The 17,824-nt window shown below is 68.7% G+C and carries 21 protein-coding genes and 3 pseudogenes; 3 read left to right on the top strand and 21 right to left on the bottom strand.

The annotated features are described in order from the left end of the window. Positions 1–215: 215 nt before the first annotated feature. The 12 genes and pseudogenes from PYR72_RS15275 to PYR72_RS15330 all read right to left on the bottom strand — a co-directional run. Positions 216–596: pseudogene (locus tag PYR72_RS15275) on the bottom strand (DNA-protecting protein DprA); the annotation flags it as partial. 135 nt (positions 597–731) lie between these two features. Further along, positions 732–2,534: pseudogene (locus PYR72_RS15280) on the bottom strand (recombinase family protein); the annotation flags it as partial. Positions 2,535–2,602: 68 nt separating this feature from the next. After that, a complete protein-coding gene (locus tag PYR72_RS15285) occupies positions 2,603–2,896 on the bottom strand; it encodes a hypothetical protein (protein WP_275455869.1) in 294 nt (97 codons plus the stop codon). A 58-nt stretch (positions 2,897–2,954) separates the two neighbouring features. After that, on the bottom strand, positions 2,955–3,428 hold the full coding sequence (locus PYR72_RS15290; protein ID WP_275455870.1) for a hypothetical protein: 474 nt from the start codon (positions 3,426–3,428) through the stop codon (positions 2,955–2,957). A 296-nt stretch (positions 3,429–3,724) separates the two neighbouring features. After that, positions 3,725–4,180 carry a hypothetical protein gene (locus PYR72_RS15295; RefSeq protein ID WP_275455871.1) on the bottom strand — a complete coding sequence of 152 codons (456 nt, stop codon included), beginning with the start codon at positions 4,178–4,180 and terminating at the stop codon, positions 3,725–3,727. A gap of 503 nt (positions 4,181–4,683) precedes the next feature. After that, positions 4,684–5,211, bottom strand: coding sequence for a hypothetical protein (locus tag PYR72_RS15300; RefSeq protein ID WP_275455872.1), 528 nt, complete (start codon positions 5,209–5,211; stop codon positions 4,684–4,686). Continuing rightward, positions 5,204–5,791, bottom strand: coding sequence for a hypothetical protein (locus PYR72_RS15305; protein WP_275455873.1), 588 nt, complete (start codon positions 5,789–5,791; stop codon positions 5,204–5,206). The genes PYR72_RS15300 and PYR72_RS15305 overlap by 8 nt, the downstream gene beginning before the upstream one ends. Then, positions 5,781–6,110: a hypothetical protein gene (locus PYR72_RS15310; protein ID WP_275455874.1), complete on the bottom strand. Its 330-nt coding sequence runs from the start codon at positions 6,108–6,110 to the stop codon at positions 5,781–5,783. Before PYR72_RS15310 ends, PYR72_RS15305 begins: the two co-directional genes overlap by 11 nt. Continuing rightward, on the bottom strand, positions 6,107–6,346 hold the full coding sequence (locus PYR72_RS15315) for an NUMOD4 domain-containing protein (protein ID WP_275455875.1): 240 nt from the start codon (positions 6,344–6,346) through the stop codon (positions 6,107–6,109). Before PYR72_RS15315 ends, PYR72_RS15310 begins: the two co-directional genes overlap by 4 nt. Continuing rightward, positions 6,343–6,744, bottom strand: a complete 402-nt coding sequence (locus tag PYR72_RS42960) for a helix-turn-helix transcriptional regulator (RefSeq protein WP_343245561.1) — start codon at positions 6,742–6,744, stop codon at positions 6,343–6,345. Before PYR72_RS42960 ends, PYR72_RS15315 begins: the two co-directional genes overlap by 4 nt. Positions 6,745–6,938: 194 nt before the next feature. Beyond that, positions 6,939–9,227 carry a phage/plasmid primase, P4 family gene (locus PYR72_RS15325; protein ID WP_275455877.1) on the bottom strand — a complete coding sequence of 763 codons (2,289 nt, stop codon included), beginning with the start codon at positions 9,225–9,227 and terminating at the stop codon, positions 6,939–6,941. A gap of 161 nt (positions 9,228–9,388) precedes the next feature. Further along, on the bottom strand, positions 9,389–9,601 hold the full coding sequence (locus tag PYR72_RS15330; protein ID WP_275455878.1) for a helix-turn-helix transcriptional regulator: 213 nt from the start codon (positions 9,599–9,601) through the stop codon (positions 9,389–9,391). Between the two features lie 726 nt (positions 9,602–10,327). Between PYR72_RS15330 and PYR72_RS15335 the strand changes: the two genes are divergently transcribed. Continuing rightward, a complete protein-coding gene (locus tag PYR72_RS15335) occupies positions 10,328–10,525 on the top strand; it encodes a hypothetical protein (protein WP_275455879.1) in 198 nt (65 codons plus the stop codon). A gap of 44 nt (positions 10,526–10,569) precedes the next feature. Here PYR72_RS15335 and PYR72_RS15340 read toward each other — a convergent pair whose 3' ends face one another. Together PYR72_RS15340 and PYR72_RS15345 are read right to left on the bottom strand one after the other, a co-directional pair. After that, positions 10,570–10,812: a hypothetical protein gene (locus PYR72_RS15340; protein ID WP_275455880.1), complete on the bottom strand. Its 243-nt coding sequence runs from the start codon at positions 10,810–10,812 to the stop codon at positions 10,570–10,572. 69 nt (positions 10,813–10,881) lie between these two features. Beyond that, positions 10,882–11,115 (bottom strand): GntR family transcriptional regulator, encoded by a 234-nt coding sequence (locus PYR72_RS15345; RefSeq protein ID WP_275455881.1) that lies wholly within the window; start codon positions 11,113–11,115, stop codon positions 10,882–10,884. Positions 11,116–11,231: 116 nt separating this feature from the next. On the opposite strand from PYR72_RS15345, the gene PYR72_RS15350 reads away from it, so the two are divergent. Together PYR72_RS15350 and PYR72_RS15355 are read left to right on the top strand one after the other, a co-directional pair. Continuing rightward, the gene (locus tag PYR72_RS15350) at positions 11,232–11,408 is read left to right on the top strand and encodes a hypothetical protein (protein ID WP_275455882.1); all 177 of its coding nucleotides are present in this window, start codon (positions 11,232–11,234) and stop codon (positions 11,406–11,408) included. Positions 11,409–11,808: 400 nt separating this feature from the next. After that, positions 11,809–12,054, top strand: coding sequence for a hypothetical protein (locus PYR72_RS15355; RefSeq protein WP_275455883.1), 246 nt, complete (start codon positions 11,809–11,811; stop codon positions 12,052–12,054). Between the two features lie 129 nt (positions 12,055–12,183). Here PYR72_RS15355 and PYR72_RS15360 read toward each other — a convergent pair whose 3' ends face one another. From PYR72_RS15360 to lepB, 7 genes and pseudogenes are all read right to left on the bottom strand, one after another. After that, a complete protein-coding gene (locus tag PYR72_RS15360; protein ID WP_275455884.1) occupies positions 12,184–13,029 on the bottom strand; it encodes a hypothetical protein in 846 nt (281 codons plus the stop codon). A 124-nt stretch (positions 13,030–13,153) separates the two neighbouring features. After that, a pseudogene (locus tag PYR72_RS15365) lies at positions 13,154–13,948 on the bottom strand (DNA-processing protein DprA); the annotation flags it as partial. A 34-nt stretch (positions 13,949–13,982) separates the two neighbouring features. Continuing rightward, the gene (locus PYR72_RS15370) at positions 13,983–15,605 is read right to left on the bottom strand and encodes a YifB family Mg chelatase-like AAA ATPase (RefSeq protein WP_275455885.1); all 1,623 of its coding nucleotides are present in this window, start codon (positions 15,603–15,605) and stop codon (positions 13,983–13,985) included. Next, positions 15,605–15,970, bottom strand: coding sequence for a YraN family protein (locus tag PYR72_RS15375; RefSeq protein WP_013000400.1), 366 nt, complete (start codon positions 15,968–15,970; stop codon positions 15,605–15,607). The genes PYR72_RS15370 and PYR72_RS15375 overlap by 1 nt, the downstream gene beginning before the upstream one ends. Positions 15,971–16,131: 161 nt before the next feature. Beyond that, positions 16,132–16,440 (bottom strand): DUF2469 domain-containing protein, encoded by a 309-nt coding sequence (locus PYR72_RS15380; RefSeq protein ID WP_005311352.1) that lies wholly within the window; start codon positions 16,438–16,440, stop codon positions 16,132–16,134. Between the two features lie 56 nt (positions 16,441–16,496). After that, complete coding sequence (locus PYR72_RS15385; protein WP_275455886.1) at positions 16,497–17,012, bottom strand: NUDIX hydrolase; 516 nt, start codon at positions 17,010–17,012, stop codon at positions 16,497–16,499. After that, on the bottom strand, positions 17,002–17,748 hold the full coding sequence (gene lepB / locus PYR72_RS15390; RefSeq protein WP_275455887.1) for a signal peptidase I: 747 nt from the start codon (positions 17,746–17,748) through the stop codon (positions 17,002–17,004). Before lepB ends, PYR72_RS15385 begins: the two co-directional genes overlap by 11 nt. Positions 17,749–17,824: the final 76 nt, after the last annotated feature.

Raw genomic sequence — 17,824 nt, forward strand, 5'->3', positions numbered from 1 at the left:
GATGTCGAGATTGCCTGTCCTGAGGGGAATCCTCGTGAGCGTAGCGTGACTGGGGAGTCGCAGTGCGCGAAGGTCGGCTGTTCACCGGTGCGCAGATACGTTTTGCTGGACGGCGCGCCAGGCCCCGGCGATCGCGCTGCGTGACCGGAGCGGCCCGTCAACTGCCGGGCACCGCAAGGCTTTCGGCGTTCCCCCGGACGGCCGAACCCGCTCCGTCAGCTCCGCCTCCGATCCGGTGAGACCGAGATCATCGCCTGGCGTGTCAACTTCCAGCCGTCGCCGTGTCGTTCGACGTATCCGAGTGCGCGCAGTTCGTACAGTCTCCCGACCGCGTCGTCCAGGGCCGTGCCCGCCTCCCGGGCGATCTCCTCGGCGGCCGCGGGCCCCCGCCCCGGCAGCGCGGCGAGCACCTGCCGCGCGCCGGGTTCCAGCAGGTCTCGGGGGAGCACGGGCCCCCGCCGGTCGGGCGCCAGCTCCCCCATGTCACCGACCAGCTCGACGACTTCGGCGGCGTCGGACACGAGCACCGCGTCGCTCCGCAGCAGTTCGTGCACTCCCGCCGACAGGGCCGAGGTCGCGGGGCCCGGCACACCCATTTCCGGGGTATCCGTCTCAGCTGGGACATCGGCAAACGTCCGGGGGTCCACGCGCCCTTCGACGCGCAGCGGTGGCACCAGGTTGGGCACCCACACCGGCTGACCGGTGGCGGGCAACGCGGCCATCAGCTCGTCCCACACGCCGCACGCAACCCACGTCTTGTAGCGGCTGTGGACCCCACCCCACTTGCCGAAGCGGTCGGCGGGCAGGTCCGACCACAGGCACCCGGTGCGCGCCTTGTGGAAGATCGCGTCAAGGATCACGCGACCGTCGCGGCATCGGTGGTTCGGCGGTTCCCACGCCTTCACGATGGGCTCGACCTTGGCCCATGCCTCGTCGGTCAGCGCGTCGGGCACGAGCCGCCCGGTGTCCTTGAACCACTCCGCCAGCGAATCGGCCTGGCCGACGCGCGGGGGTGGCACGTCGCCCGTGATGAACACCCGCACGTCAAGCAGCGCCAACACCTCCGCCTGCTCCGCCGAGGTCATATCGGCCATCCGGTCACGGGCGACCAGGGCCAGCCCCTCAAGGTCACGCGCTCGCTGCTCGGCGGCCTCGGTCTCCTCAAGCCACGCGGCGGCCTCGTCGCGCATCACCCGGAGCTGCGACAGCTCATCGGTCATCGCGCGGGTGGCTGCCTCCAAGGCGACCGGCGGCAGGTTGAGCTTGGCGTACTGCGTGACCGTGGTGGTGATGGCCTGCTCGTGCTCGGCGATCTGACGGTCAAGCTCGGCGATGCGGTCGCCGTGCGTGGCCTCCTCGCCCTGAGCCAGGCCGACCCATTCAGCGGCCATGGCCTTCAGGCGGTCGGGGTCACCGAGCAGCTTCACGACCTCGGCCCACACGGCACCCTCAACGGCGTTGGCGTCCACCACGTCGCACGTGCACTGCGGGTCGCCGGGGTACTTCTGCTGCTTGCCCTGACAGCGGTACCACCGGCCGTCGCGGTTGGACTTCTTCATGCCGACGTGATGCACGCCGCAGCCGGTGTGCTCGTTGAACAGTCGGCCCGACAGCGGGTAGCCGTGCGGCTTCGGCTTGGGCTTGCCGTTGCCGAGTCGCCCCATCGCCCTCGCGAGGTCGGCGGCCTCCTCGGGCGTGAAGATCGGGTCAAGCTGGATCGTGACCGTCTCGCCATGCTTGGCCGTGCCGTCCTTGGCGAGCTTGGCACCGTGTCCGGCGTGCGCCCGGTCGGGGTTGCGGAACGTCGTGACGGACTTCAGCGTCGCGTCAGACACGAGCTTGCCGCGTACGTTCGAGTTCGACCAGGGCACGCCCGACCTGGTGTAGAGCCCTTCGGCATTGAGCCGCGCAGCCATCTGGTTCGTGTTCAGCTGCTCCTCAACGGCCATCGTCCACATGCGCTTGAGCACGCGCACCTCGCGCGGCTCCTGGACGAGGTACGACCCGCGCTTGCCCTTGCCCTCGATCCGGTAGCCGTACGGCGGTGCGCCACCCGGCCACCCGCCTTGCGCGGCCTTGGCCTGGAGGCCGTCTTGGAGCTGATCGCGGATGGTGTTGTAGTCCATCTCGGCAAACATCGCGTACATCTGGAGCTGAGCCAGGCCGGTCGGCGTGGTCGTGTCGACGATCTCCTGTGTCACCGACACGAACCCCACTTCAAGGTCCTGGAGCTGCCAGATCCACCGCCAGAACGCGCGACCCGTCCGGCCGATGCGGCTGTACCGGTGGACGACAACAACGTCGATGCGTCCGGCCTTGGCGTCCTGCATCAACCGGTTCAGTTGGGGACGGCTGGTCAGCGAGCCGCTGACGCCCTCGTCCTTATATACGTCGGCGACGGACCAGCCCTTGCGCTCGACGTATTCCCGGCACGCCTGCTCCTGCACGGCGATGCCGAACCCGCGCTTCTGCTCCTGGGTGGATACGCGGACGTAGATGGCGGCGCGCTTGCCGCCCGTGCTTTGCTGGGTCACAGCTGGGGTTCCTCAATCTCTCAGCACTGCGGCCCGGTCGGGGGTGCATCCCCGACCGGGCTCGTTCGTCAGACCTGGTCGCAGCGGTTCGGGCAGCTCTGGCCGTTCTCGTCCTCGTCGAGCGACTCGCCGCAGTCGGGGCAGGTGCCGTCCTCGTCGCTGGCGGGGGCGAAATAGGCCGTGCAGTCGGCCCAGACGAAGTCACCGCTGGCCTCGTCGGCGGCCAGCTCGCGCACCCTCAGCTCGTGCGTCTCCGGACAGGCGGCCACGGCTTTGTTCGCCAGCCGCTGGATCTCGTCGCGGTCGTGGTGCCGGACGGTGACCATGCGGCCCTGCGGGTTGCGGTACTGAACTTTGAACACTGGGGCTCCTCAGGGGAGCCGGGCGGCCTGTGCCGACCGCCCGGCGGGGGCGGGTCGGTCAGACGGCCGTGAACTTCAGGGTGCGGCGCTCCTTGCCCTTCACCTCGTAGACGAAGTGGTCGCCGTCCATGTGGCCGGTGAACGTCGCTCGGCCGACCTTGGCCGTGACCTTCTTCGGGGCCTTCGGGGCGGCCTTGCGGGCGGCGCGGGCTGCGGCGCGCTCGGCCTTCTCGGCGGCCTTGCCCTCGGCGCGGGTGATCCCGGCGGCGACCATGTGGCCGAACGCGAACTTGGCCGCGTGGGTGCTGGCGTCGGCGCTGCTGGCGATGCCGTCCACGGTCCGGATGACCTCGGTGCCCTCGGCCCCCACCTTGATCAGGAACGACTTCAGCTTGGCGTCGTGACCCGGAGCGAAAAGCCGCTTGGTCTCCGCCGTGCAGCCGGTCGTCTGGCCGTCGGCGGTGGCGAACTGCGAGCAGGTGCAGGCGACCGGCTCGGCGGTGGTCTTCGCTGCGGTGGTGTTGGCGGCCATTTCGTCTCCCGAATTCCCGAATTCCGGCCTGTCCGGAATTGCTGAGAAAATAAAATCATGGGATTTGCGCCGCGCACAATTCCTGAAATTTAGCCGAATCTAAAAAGGTGCACAGAATAGGAGTGACAAGACCTCTTTCCGCACCATCAATAACGAACCGTAATTGTCACTCGTCGTGACTTGAACTGGAACTTGAACTGGAACTGGAACACCCCCGCCATACCCCGTGCCTGGGCACAGGGCCGGTGGGAGGGGGGCCCGGCCGGTGTTCAAGTTCCAGTTCCAGTTACGGGTGGTTACTTCTTGTCGTCCGGTCGGCTGACCTTGTCGCCCGGCACGCGGACGCCCGGCGGCAGGTCGTAGACCTCGCTGGCGTCGGCGCGCTGACCACCGCTGATCTGGCGTGCCTTGGTGGCGAAGTAGGCCACCTCGCCCGCCGTCCAGCGCACGACCCGGTAGCCGACCCAAAGCGTGCCGCCGACGACCAGGCCACCCACCACCGGGCCCAACTCGGCCACGATCCAGGCACCGCCGATCACGACCGAATTCACGCCGAAAACGGCCCAGGGAATCCAGCGGCGAGGACGCCGGACGACCGTGCCCGCCCCCACTGTTTCGACCTTGGGGCGGCCTGCCTTGGTGAGTCCCGCTCGACGCTTTGCGGCGGTGTTGTGGGTGTAGTTCGCGCCGAAGCTGACGTGCTTTCCGTTGCGCGTCTTGAATTCGGGGCGAAACGCCTTGGCGGTGGCCATTGGTAGTCCCTTCCGGCCACCGCCTCCGCGTGCTTTCCTGGAGGGGACACGGTGGCCTCAGACGGTGAGGTTCATTCGGGTCGGAAGGTGAGCCCCGGAATTCGCTTGGCGGTGAGGTCCGGGGTTCATCTGTGTCGTGCGTGCTGGATCTGGGCCAGCTCCTTGCGTGGTCGGCAAGTGGGGTCCGCCGGTCGGGCCGGACCCGGCTTGCCTGGTCGGCAACGTCCGGCCGATCTGGTCGAGACCCGGGCCGGACCTCAACGTCTGGTCCGGGTCTCGGTGTTGCTCGGTCGGCAAGATCCGGCGACCCGGCCAGCCGATCCGGCGAGATCCGAGCGGACCGAGAAGGGTCACCCGGAAGAGGCGGGCTGAGACCCGTTCCGCGCACCGTTCTGGCTGCGGCTCCCGGCTGCTCTCCCTGGATCTCTCGTGCGCCAGCCGGGCCCGTGGGCCCCCGGCGGGACGGGAGGCCGTCCGTACCCCCGTCCCGCCCCACGACGGGCCTAGCGCTGGGCGCGCTCCACGGCGGTGAGCCGGGCCAGCGGGCCGGAGTAGGCCAGCAGGGACGTCACGAGGCTCGATCCGCCGTTGTCCCGGGTGCCGACCTCGCTCGCGGCCACGGCCAGCGCTCGGGCCAGAAGCTCGGTCGGCTTCGCGTCCCGGATCGAGTGGATCTCGTCGCCCAGCACCACCGACCCGCCACCCCGACCTTGTGCCTCGGGCGCGTCGGCAGCAGCCATCAACACGGCCTGCTGCTCGATCGTGCGGTTACGGCGGTCGGCGGCCTGGGCCAGCTCGACCAGGGCCGTCACGGCGGCGTCGAACTGCCGGGCCAGATCCGGCAGCGTGATGCCCTTGGTGTTGAGGGCCACGGCCGCCGTCTCGCGGGCGTGCGCCTGCTTGGCCTTCTGCGCGTCCTCCAGCCGGGCGCGCTCGTCGCCGCTGGCCAGCTCCTCGGCCTTGGCCAGGAGCCGCGCGGACTCCTCGTCGGCGAGAGCCTGCCGGGCACGGATCATCAGGTCGTCAGTCATTTTGCTGTTCCTCCTGCTGTGTTTTCCGCTTGATGATTTCGGCAGCCTCGGGGCTGTCGAATGGAACGCCGTATTGCGCTTCGAATCCGTCGCGCACCTTGCGTACCTGCTCGCGCAGGTCCATCAAGGCGTCCTTGGCGTCCTCAACGGATTCGCCCTCGTCCACCCCACCGGCAAGCAGGTCGTGTGATTCGAGGATGTCTCGCAACGCCTTGGCCACGAGCTGACCGTCCTTAGGCGTGCCGACCCCGGACAACGCGTCGGCGTAAAGCTCGGCGTTGTCGAGAAGCTGCAAAGCCAGCCGGTGTTTGCGTTCACGCATCTCGGCCACTCGCTTCTGTGCCGCCAACTCGAATTGAGCCGCCTTGCCGAAGTAGTGGCCATGCCTTGCGGCAACCGTGCTGACTTTCCAGGTGGACAAGCCCGTCAGGTTGGCGATTTCATTTCGCCCCTTGCCCTCGCGACAATATTCGAGGATCTGACTTTCCTCGTACGTGAGGCCATCCGGTAGTTCGCCGGACCCCCCATTGCCCATTCTGCGTTCGGGTTCGGGTTGAAATGGGATCAGCTCAGCCGCCATTACCGCCCCCCAGGCTCAGCCCCGGGCCTCCCGGCTGCCAGTCGGTGACCCAGTCGGCGATCTTGGCCAGGTCCGCCAGCGCTTCCGGCGTCGTGCACCGCTCGGCCACCTCTTCCAGCTTGCGCAGGACGGCCACCTTCGCCGCATCCAGCGCCGTTCCCTTGAAGACCTCGCCCTCTCGACAGCCGCTCCATTTCCCGGCCGTCAGCGGGGTCACGCCCTCTTCGTCCATCCACCAGCCGACCACTTCGCTGGCCAATTCCTCGTTGCCGACGCGACCGATCAGCCACGTCTGTTCGCCCACCGGTACCGCCGTCACTTCTCCTCCTCCGGGAAAGCCAGCGCCACGAGCAGGTGAACCATGCGCGGTCGCATCTTGCCGTCCGGGCAAAACACCCTGACCCGAGGAAATCCGTCACGGCTGCCCCTGAGTGCCAGCTTTCGCCCCTTGGCCTTCGGTCCCCAGCTCCGCACTTCCCCGAAGTTCGACACCTCGTATTGGGCGTCATAGCCCGGGATCTTGCGCCATTCCTCAGCGATGACCGTGCGGTTCATTCGGTCACCTCCTCCAGTTCGCATCCGAGAGCCCTCAGCAGAAGCACCATGTTCACGCCGTTCGGCGCGTACCGGCCGTTTTCCCAGTAGCTGATGTAGAGGCCGCTGGTGCCCATTCGTGCGGCCACCTGCCCCTGACTCAACCCTCGGGCGTGGCGAACTTGACGCAGCTTCTGAGCTGAGAACACCGGGCTCGTTTTCGCCCTGTCCATACCCCAATTAAAGCCCCCACATATGGGCCTCTGAAATACCCATCCGGCCTTGCGTTCAACGCAAGATAGACGGGCCTTTTCCGGGGTGCTTTTCTGGGTGGTGCGTGATGTAGGTGCTGGCCGCCTGCCTCTTCGCCCGAGGGAGCAGCCCCGGTCGGGATGATGTACCGGCCGGGGCTCACTCATGTTGGCCGCAAGGTCACCGCCGGCCTTACTTCCCGTATTGAGATCGATCACGACTCGTCACAAGGCCAAGAGGGGGTGCACAGTACACAGCCGGTACACACCCCTCCGGGGGTAGATCTCCGGAGATCTTCCGTGCGGACTCCCCGGGAGAGACTGTGTACCGGCTGTGTACTGTGTACCTTCTCCGCCGCTGGTCAGGCCGCGTGCAGGGTGGTTTCGATGCCCTTGAACCCGCGCTCGCGCTTACCGCTGAACTTCATGGCGTTGGCGGGTCGCTCGATGCCCTCGATCTGCTCGACGTTGGCCCACTCGATCAGCCGGTCACCGAGCTGGGTTCGGTTCTTGGCGAACTCACGTCCACCATGCGCCCGGTAGATCTCGTAGGCGGCCCAAAGGTCGGAGTACGAGATCCGGCCCTCGGGGTTCACCCGGAGGTACCCGTCCGTCACGAGGTCGCCGAACGGGTTGTTCTCGCTCTGCCAGTCCTTGACCGCCTTGGCCACGGTCGGCGGGTCGTCGGCACGCTCGCCGGACGCCACCCGGACCGCGCCTCGGACCGCCCAAGCCAGGATGGCCGGACCCTCCTGGGCGAGCAGCAGGCCGGACAGGTTGTCCACGCGCTCAGCCGGGTTGACCTTGGCGTCCATGTGGATCACCTTGACCCGTCGGCGCACGCCCTCCGTGAAGGGGATCGTCGGCCGGATGTTGCCGTACATGACCATGGTGAAGGTGGTCGGGAACTCGAACGACTTCTCGCCCTTGTGTGACGCGCGCTGGATCTTGTCGCCGGACAGTCGGTTGAACCGGGACTCGTCCAGGATCTGGCCCTTGCGGGTCTCCGAGATCGACACCATGCGCGATCCGGCAAGGTTGGCTTCCGCCTCGGTGTGGGTGGCCGCAGCCTGGGCCGTCAGGAGGTCGGGAAGGGCTTGGGTGTAGTAGTCGCCGACCACGCCACCGATGACGTCGATTAGCTGCGATTTGCCGTTGCCGCCGGGTCCGTACAGGAAGTAGGCACGCTGGCCGTCGTTGTGGCCGATCAGGATCTCGCCGACCATCCGCTGTACGTAGTCGACGAGTTCGGCGTCACCCTTGAACGCCCACTTCAAGAACGCGTCCCACTTCGGGCACTCGCCCTTGGGGTCGTAGTCCATGGTCGTGCCCTTGGTGATCATGAAATCGCGCCGGTTCGGCAGCAGCTCACCCGTCTTAAGGTCCACCACACCATTGCCGACGAGCAGCTTGTAGGGGTCGGCGTCGAAGGTCCGGCCGGACGCCTGGAGGTCGGCCAGGTGGCTCGCCTGCTCGATGACGCCCCGGATGTTGGAGGACTTCTGGAGCTTCCGCACGTACTCGATGCGGTCGCCCCTCTTCTCGTCGTCGTCCGGCAGGGCTCGCGCCTCGATCAACATCCGGTCGGACATTTCGTGAACCGCGCGGTAGACCTGTGAAGGGCTCTGGACCCACCGCCGACCGTCCCACCCGAGCCAGCCCCGACCGGCGACGAAACGAAGGTCCTCGCCGAACCAGTCGCGCAGCCGCCGGGCCTCGCCAAGGTGGGTCGGCTCGAACCGGCCGGAAGTCGGCGGCTCGTCGGTCTTCGGAGCGGGCTTGGCCTGCTCGCGGTCCCAGATCGATTCGGCGGTCTTCATGAAGTTGTCCTTGTCGTGAGGCACCTCGGATTCGCCGTCGATCTCGCGCAGCTCATCAAGGTAGGCGGGGTAGTCGGTGTGCTTGCGGGCGAGGTGTCCGGCGACCTTCGTCAGCCAGCCGTTCCCCCGGCCTGGGTCGTCCGGCGGCAGTGCGCGCAGTTCCGCCAGCGTGGCCGCCCGGGAGTGGCCAGCGGAGGCCCGGGACGGGGTACGGGAGCGCACGGAGGTGGCCGCCGGGTGCCGGGTGCCCTGCTGGATCTCGTAGAGCCACGGAGGGGCGGGGGCGGCCTCGCGCGGGTTGACCACCTGATACCGGTGGCCATTGATCACGGAACCGGGCGCGATGATGAGCGCACCTCGGCCGGTCTTGATGTCGATACCGGGGAACCGCCCGGCGTCCAGCTCGTCACTCTTGAGCGGGCGGTCCGGGTCGGCGCGGTAGATGAAGTGGAGGCTGTCCGGCCCCGACGCCGTGTGATGCGTGCGGGTGGTGGGGAGCGGCTCGTATTCGGGTTCGAGCTTGGCCAGCGATGCTGTGCCGCCGTTCCGAGGGTCCACGTCGACGACCGTGAACCCGGCCAGCGTGAGGCCCATGTTGGTGCACCCGGACGGTGCGAACGACCGCCAGAACTCCTCGACCTCTTCGGGGTCGGTCATGGCGATGTTCGGCCAGTCCAGCGGGTAAGCCCGCTTGCTGTGGTTGTTGACCATGGGGAAGACGCCGAACCCGAGAGCGGCGAAGAACGCGGCCCGGTCAGTGTCGTGCTGAGGCACTTCAAGCGCGGATTGCGTGGCCGCCAAATCCCGTGCTTTCGTGGTGGTGCTGCTCATCGTGGTACCTCTCCACACAGCCCCCGGATCGGTTTGGTCGCCAGGACCGGGGGCTGAGCTGTGTTCGGGGATGGGCTACTTCGGCTGCTGCTTGCCGAAGAGCAGACGGAGGAGCCGCTTACGCTCGGACTCCGTCATGGGGCGCGCGTCCTTGAGGTCCATCACGCAGCCGCCTTGATGAAGCGCTCCATCGGTGCGCCAAGGACGCTGGCGATCATGGCCAGGGTCTCGACCGGAGGCGTCGACCGGCCGTTCTCGTACATCGACACGGCGGTGTTGCTGCGCTTGATGGCGTCAGCCAGCTCGACCTGGGTCACTCCACGCTCGCGCCGGACTTCCCGGACCGCAGCGGGGTCGAACTCGAAAGCAGGCATGGCAAAGTCCCGTCGGGGTGTGGGCAAGGAAGGGTGCTGAACACACCGGGGACTTGGGTCTCAACCGCCGTAGCGGGACCCTGGCGTACCGCCCGGCCTACTCCCAGGAGAGCACGGGATTTCAGGCCCGTGCAATTTGCGTGTGGAGCAAGTTCCTTGCAGGTCGGGAACCCTCTGTCTGCACCTACGAGACGTGACGATTTTCAACACGGGAGGTGACGGCCGGCGCATACCTGGGGTCTCAACATGACGCCGGGCGTCCGGCGGCCTGGCCTGCGGGTGTGGGCATACCCAGCGGCGGCCTCCCGTGGGGTACGGGAGCGCACGAGACCCCCGCCCGGGGCGTCCGGCCGTACCCGCCAGCACGAGGCCCCCGGAGATACCGTCCCGGGCTTCGCACGGCGCGAGGGTCAGTAACACCTTCTGCTTCGGCTACAGTTGACGCCGTACATGAACTCATGAGCCCGGTGCCGACGTTCCGGGTAGATCGGCTGTCTTAGTGAGGTCCCCTTATGAAAGGGACCCCGGGCCGTGTCGTGAGGGGGCGGTTCCGTAAGGGGCTGCTGCTGGAGAACTAGTTTGAAGAGGGTGGAGCCGTCCACAACAGCCCTGGCAGGGCACGAGAGCCTAAACGTCGGTGGGCCTCAGCAAGACCACACGTATGTCACGTGGTGGTCGGGCTGAGGTCTGATACCCGGTCCGATCACCGGAAAGGTACTCGGACCGTTGAACCTCTCTCTCGGCGTCAAGGTGCTGATCTTCCTGATCTGCTTCCTGTTCTCCATCATCGTCGCCATCGTGGCGGCGCTCATCATGCACAAGCCGAACACCCCCAAGGGCCCCGCTTTCCTGTACGGCGGCGGCGCCTTCACCGGGTCGCTGACGCTGTGCCTGTTCACGCTGACATCGCTCGGCGTGCTGTGAACGCGAGGGAGCCCCGGAGATCACCACTCCGGGGCTCCGACGCGCTAGTGGGCGGGCGCCAGCCGGAACAGCCGAGGGACCCCGGGGCCGAACAGCACGCCCTCCGGGCTGCCGGTGGTCTCGACCCAGAACACGCCGGGGTCAGCCTTCAGGAACGCGTCCAACTCAGTCCGCAGATCATCGTCCCAACTGCCGTCCTCGGGCGGAAGGTACTGCGATTTGCCGTCGAGCCGCGTGACGCGCTGCCACCCGTTGCCGATCCAGACCTCAATGTGTAAGAGCCGCATGGCGAACAGACTCCCCCGATGCTGACTGACGGGAAACACGGCCAGGCACCTTGAGGTCGAGTCGGACTTCTACGAGTCAGCGACGAACGTGCCCAAGCCCAACTCGGTACGCACCTGACCAGTGTCGCGCAGATGCGCGAGGGCCTTCTGAGCGGTGCTGGCGGCGATGCCGAACTCTGCGCTCAGCTCGACGATGCCCGGCACGCGGCTGCCCGGCGGATAGGTCCCGTCGGCGATCCGCTTACTGATGACCTCGGCTACCTGACGCCAGACCGGACGAGAACGGTCAAGATCGACACTCACCCTTTGACCGTACGATCACGCGGTAACCCTCGCTACCGCAGTGTTAGGCGATATCGCAATCTCGCGGTACTCTGCGATATCGCGATACCTGCTGGTCAGGACGACGAGGGGGCCCCATGGCAGGGTTAAGCATTCGGGTGTACACGTACGACGCCGCGACCAAGGAGATGCGCGAGGTCAGCGCGCGCGAGTGGTCGGTCGACTCCATGCCGAACCTGCCGTTGCTCGACGACCGGTGGCCGCTCTGCGAATGCCACCGCTGCCAGGGCAACGGCACCCCCGACCGGCACTGACCTGACCGACCATCAGCCCCACCCCAACTCGACCGGGGTGGGGCTCAGTTATGCGCTGACACGCTACTTATCTGCAACTGCGCTACCATCTTGCCTTGAGGAACCGCTACGCGGCCTCCGCACCTAGGCGACCTGGTGGATACCGGGAACTAGGACACCGCCCCGTTGGAGCTGGTGAGCCCCCCTCTGGATGGAAGGGGGCTTGGACGCACCAAGCTGTGAAGACGGGGCCGACTTCCCAAAGACGTATGACTTGCACAACCCGGGCCAGCAGATGGCCCACCCGAGAACACTTTTGCGTGTAGTGCGTCCAGCGCGGGTGTCTCGGTCCGAACCGTAGGGTTCGGATCGAGGCTGCCTGCGCACCCGATCCGACCCATGACAGGGAAGGTAAGGATCGGTGGACGGCACCGCCATCACCATCATCATTCTCGCCATCGCTGGCGTGGTGACCATCACGCTGTACGTCCTGAAGGGTGTGCTCGACCAGCTCCCGGACGTCTTCGACTCCGCCGGACGCGCACGCGATGCGTGGGATCGGCTGACCAAGAAGAACGACGAGGCCCCGCAGCCCGAGGAGACCGAGGAGCAGCCGCCCCCGGCGATCCCTCCGGCCACCAGCGAGGAGCCGCCTGCCGCCGCATAGGTCGTCCCGGGCTTCCGTGGGGTCTCGGAGCGCACGAGACCCCGCCCTGGGGCACCGGGCCCGGCAGGCACACGAGAGGCCACGGGAGGCACCGCCCGTGGCCTCGTGCTGCGGAAGGCGGCAACTGGGTCAGATCGCTCCGGCGAGACCGGCCGCGTCACCGATGGCCTTGAGGTCATTCGTCCACGGCGAGCCGACCATCAGGTTGTTGAACGCGATCATCCCGAAGAACAGGAAGAAGAAGGCGACGTACGGCGACTTCTCCATGGGGTCGCCTTCGATGCTGCCGTACGTCGGGGCGAGGAACAGCCTGAACGCGTCATCCGTCTCCTCGTAGAAGCTCCCGGCCGCCGTGAGGGTGGCGTGCGACAGCTGCGTCTCACCAAGCCAAGACTCAAGCAGCCCACCGCCGAGGCTGCCAAGGAGGTTGCTGGTGCCGTTGTACGTGTTGGCCGGGTTGCTCGGGATCACCGCGTCTCGTACGGCGTCGGCTGCCTCTGCGTCGTACTGGTACCCGCCATCGTCCGCAGCCTTGCGAAGGCCGGTGTGCTTGAACTGGTGCGCCTTGTTCATGGAGTCCACGGCGTTCTCGCCGTCTCTGACGAGCCACTGAAGATGAGCAACGTACTCAACCATCAGACGCCGGTTGGGTGCGGCCTCGTGGCCAAGTCCCTGGCTATGCAGGACGACCACTGCTGCGGCCTGGCGGTGAAGAGCTGCCACCATGCCCCAGCCGATCTGGAAGGGTCGGCTGTCCTCGGTGGCAGGAGCATGCTGGTCAGCAGTGCCGCTGGCCAGCAAGTTGGTCAGAGCCTCCAGGCCAAGCACTGCCAGCCTGTTGAGCTCTGCGATATTTACGGTCATGTGTAAATCGTCCCGCACGCTGCGCCCCGTGCGCACCAGAATTTCCCATCTGCTCAGCCTCAGGGCCACGGCATAGGCCGTCGTGGGGTCTCCGTCGCTCTCTATGGACATAGAGACGCCCTGCCGGGCGGCGAGTACCGGCAGGGCGTCTCCGTGCGCTCCCGTGGCCGTCCGTGGCCTACGCGGCGATGGCCACCCGGAACCGGATCGGAGCCAGAGCGGTACCCCCGGGAAGAGGACCGGGCACCCCCATCGTGAACCGGCCCAACCGCTGCGCCGCCCGCGCCGTGACCAGGGCGCCGCTGCGGTGGGCCGCCTCCACCACCACGGTCCCCCTGGTGAGAGCGGCGATGACGCGGTTGCGCAGGATGAACCGGCTCGGCGTCGGATGCGCCCCCGGCGGCAACTCCCCCACCACCAGGCCCTGTTCCGCGATCCGGCCGATCAACTGCGCATGCCCCCTGGGGTAGGGCCGGTCCACCCCGCAGGCCAGCACGGCGACCGTCGCCCCGCCGGCCCCGAGCGCGCCCCGCTGCGCGGCCCCGTCCACGCCGTAGGCGCCGCCGGACACCACCACCCATCCGCGTTCGGCCAGCCCGGCCCCCAGCGCGGCCGCCATATGGGCCCCGTACTCCGTGCAGGCCCGCGCCCCGACCACGGCCACGGACCGCAGCGCCCACATCCGCACATGGGCCCTGCCCCGCACCCAGAGCCCCACGGGCCGCCCGTCCCCGAGGTCGTCGAGCGGGCCGGGCCACTCGGCGTCCCCGGGCACGAGGAACCGGACTCCGCACTCCCGCGCGGTGACCAGGTCCCCCTCGGGGTCGGCGCGGCCGGCGCGGGCGCACAGTCCCGCCCACCGCTTCTCCGAGGCGTGCGGCAGCGGCCGTCGGCCGGACGAGATCCTGCGGGCCACCTCACTCGCGCCGAACTCCCGCAGCCACCGCCCACCGAGTTCGTCCCCGGGTTCCAGGACACGGGCCAGGAAGGCCCGGTCGCGCCGCTCGGTGTGCGACGCGGCGGCGCTCATGACTCCCCCGTCCACGAGGCCCGGTGCGCGGCCCTCATACCAGGGCCCCGATGGTCATCGGCACACCGCGCGAGACGCCGGTGCGCAGTTGCAGGGCCAGGTTGACATCCGTCGCGTCCGGGCGGTCGTGGCCGACGAGGTCGGCGACGGTCCAGGCGACACGGAGCACCCGGTCCAGGCCCCGAGCGGTCAGCACCCCCCGCTCCAGGCAGCGCTCGGCCTCGTCCATCGCGCCCGGCATCGCGTGCCACCGGCTGCGCAGTTCGCGCCCCGGCACCTCGCTGTTCGTGCGCCAGGGCGTCCCGAGCAGACGTGCGGCCGCCCGTTCCCTGGCCGTGCGCACGCGATCGGCCACGGTCGCCGTCGACTCGCCCCGGGCCCCGCTCCGGGACAGTTCGGACCGGGTGACCCGGTCGATCTCGACCCGCAGGTCGACCCGGTCCAGCAGCGGACCGGACAGCCGTGCCTGGTACCGGCGGACCGCCGCGGGCGGACACTCGCACAGGTCGTCCGTCCGCGAGAAACGACCGCAGGGGCAGGGGTTGGCGGCCAGCACCATCAGGAACTTCGCCGGGAAGCGGACCACTCCGGCACTGCGCGCGATCACGACGTGCCCCGCCTCCAGCGGCTGGCGCAGGGCGTCCAGGGCCTGGCTGCCGAACTCGGGGGTCTCGTCGAGGAAAAGGACCCCGCGGTGTGCCAGGGAGACCGCACCCGGCCGGGCGACGCCCTGACCGCCGCCCACGAGGGCCTGCATCGTGGCCGAGTGGTGAGGGGCGCAGTAGGGCGCCACGTCCACCAGCGGCTTCCCCACGGGCAGCAGACCGGCGATCGAGTGGACGGCCGTGACCTCCAGCGACTCCGCCCGGGTCAGCGTGGGCAGGATCGCCGGCAGGCGCTCGGCGAGCATCGTCTTGCCCGCGCCGGGCGGGCCCTCCAGGAAGAGATGGTGGCCGCCCGCCGCCGCCACCTCCACGGCGGTCCGCGCGGCGAGCTGGCCGACGACGTCGGCGAGGTCGTGGCCCAGGTCCTGCTGCGCCGCTCCCGTGGTGTGCATCCCGGTGGCGGCCCCCGTGCCGGGCAGCCGGAGGCCCGCCAGGAGGGGGTCCGGGCGGCCCTCGTCGGGTTCCTCGTCCGGCACCGGTTCGTCCGCCAGCACGGCGATCAGCTGCCGCAGGGTGCGCACGCCCAGGACCGAGACGCCGGGCACGAGCGAGGCTTCCGGTGCGGCGCACTCGGGCACCACCACCTGCTCGTATCCGGCCTCGGCGGCGGCCAGCACGGCGGGCAGGATGCCCCGGACCGGCCGGACCCGGCCGTCGAGTCCCAGCTCCCCGATCATCACGATGTCGGAGAGCACCCTCGGGTCGATCCGCTCGGAGGCGCCGAGGACCGCACAGGCGACGGCCAGGTCGAACCCGCTGCCGGCCTTCGGGACCGAGGCGGGGCTGAGTCCCACCGTCAGCTTCTTCTGCGGCCACTCGGCGCCCGAGTTGACCACCGCGGCCCTGACCCGGTCCCTGCTCTCGGTGAGGCTCTTGTCCGGCAGCCCCACCAGGGTGAAGGCCGCCACGCCCGGTTCCAGGTCGGCCTGCACCTCGACGACGACGCCCTCGACCCCCACGAGGGCCACGGAGCACGTGCGGGCGAATCCCATCACGCCACCCCCCGCACATGGTCCACGACGGCGGCACCGCGGTCGGGGAGGACGACGCCGACGACGTCGATGCGGACGCCGCCCGGTGGGCTCCCTCCGTGCTCCTGGAGCCAGCGTTCGGCGAGGCCGCGCAGCCGCCGCGCCTTGGTGGCCGTGACGGCCGCCATCGGATGTTCGAAGGAGCCGGCCCTGCGGGTCTTCACCTCGCAGACGACCAGCGCGTCCCCGTCGCGGGCCACGATGTCGATCTCACCGGTCCTGCCGCAGCGCCAGTTGCGCTCCAGGACCGTCATCCCGGCCTCGGCCAGCCGCCGCGCGGCCAGCTCCTCGCCGTACCTGCCGAGTGCACCTCGTGCCCTGTTCATGTCGGCACCACCTCCGGCGCCAACACTGAGGGCAGCTCAGCCCGCTAGTTGATCTTGGTGGACAGACGGCCGATTGTGGATAACTCCGTCACCCACACGAATGACGCCTCCGGCCCCCGCCGCCCCTCACATCGCGCCGCGCGCACCCGTCGGCCGAGCACTCAGCTGCCCGGCAGCTCCAGATCGCTCTTGTTCAGCTCCTCGATGTTCACGTCCTTGAACGTGAGCACGCGTACCTGCTTCACGAACCGGGCCGGCCGGTACATGTCCCACACCCAGGCGTCCGCCATCGACACCTCGAAGAACACCTCACCCTGGACCGAGTGCACCTGCATCTCGTAGTCGTTGGTCAGGTAGAAACGCCGCTCGGTCTCGATCACGTATTTGAACAGACCGACGACGTCGCGGTACTCCCGGTAGAGCTTCAGCTCCATCTCGGTCTCGTACTTCTCGAGGTCCTCGGCGCTCATGGCATGTTCCCCTTCAGCCGTGCGATCCCACCATTGTGCGCCAGTCCCGCGAGCCCCTAGACGATTTCGGTGTCGAGGACCACGGGTCTGGCCGGGGGACCCTCGTCGAGCAGCGTGCGAAGCAGTTCGGCGAGTCTGGTCGGGTACACCGTCTCATGCGCCCGGGCCAGTTCCCCGCACGTCCACCAGCGCGCTCCCGCGACACTGCGTCGTTCCAGCTCCGTGAGGCCCGCGTCGAGGGGCACCACCGGGCGCGTATCGGTGGTCCTGGCCAGGTAGTACCACTCGTCCTGGTCCCAGCGCCGTCCGGCGAAGGGGAAGGAGCACCGGCGCCTCCAGAGCACGGGTCCCAGTTCCACGTCCGTGATCCCGGTCTCCTCCACGAGTTCCCGCAGGGCGGCCTCCTCGCGGGTCTCCGTGCCCTCCACGCCGCCGCCGGGTGTGAACCACCAGTCGTCGGCAGGATCGTCCGGTTCGTGCCCGTGCAGCAGCAGGATGCGCTCCCGGGGGTCCAGCAGGATCACCCTGGCCACCCGGCGCAGCCCGCCCTCGTAGGTGTCCTCAGCCGACAACGGCCGGCTCCGACTGCGCCCCGCGGCGGCGGCCGCCGAGCCGCTTGGCGACGGGCCCGTAGGCCCCGCCGCCCAGGACCAGCACCATGCCCACCACCAGCGCGGCGGTGATCAGCCGCAGCGGGCCGGGGGACGAGAGCGCACCGAGCTTCTCGAAGCCCGTGGGGCGGGCCAGCATGCCGTCCATGGGCCACACGACGGCGTCCACGCGCGCGTCCACATGAGTGCGCGGCACGGTGCCGTTGCCGGCCTCCGTGAGGTGGGCGGTGGAGTCCAGGGAGCCGCTGCGCTCGTCCCCGAGGAGGAACAGCCGGCCCTTGGGGACGGTGATCTCGGGGATGCCGGTCAGCTCGGCGTCCTCGCCCGGGGGCAGATAGCCCTCGTCGATCTTCTTGCCGTTGACGGTCAGCTTGCCCTCGGTGCAGCAGGCGACCGTGTCCCCGCCGACCGCGACGACCCGCTTGACCATGGGGCTGTTGCCCCAGGTCTCCTGCCGGAAGACGACCACGTCACCGCGCTTGATCTCGGCGCCGTCGACGCGCTCGGCGAGGATCCGGTCCCCGGAGGTGATGGTGGGGGACATGGAGTCGGTGGGCACGGTGTAGGGCGCGTAGAGGATCGCTCCCCAGACGAAGCCGCCCATGAAGAGCACACAGCCGAGGGCCACGGCCAGTCCCGACAGCTTGCTGCCGAGCCGTCCGTGGCCCTCGTCCGTACGATGTGCCGTCCCGCTCATCCCAGTGCTCCCAGGTCGGAGAATCGACCGTCCTGGCCCCTCGCGGGCCGTGGAAGATCGGCGATCTGGGACGGCA

Source organism: Streptomyces sp. VNUA24, from assembly GCF_029167005.1.
Lineage (GTDB): Bacteria > Actinomycetota > Actinomycetes > Streptomycetales > Streptomycetaceae > Streptomyces > Streptomyces scabiei.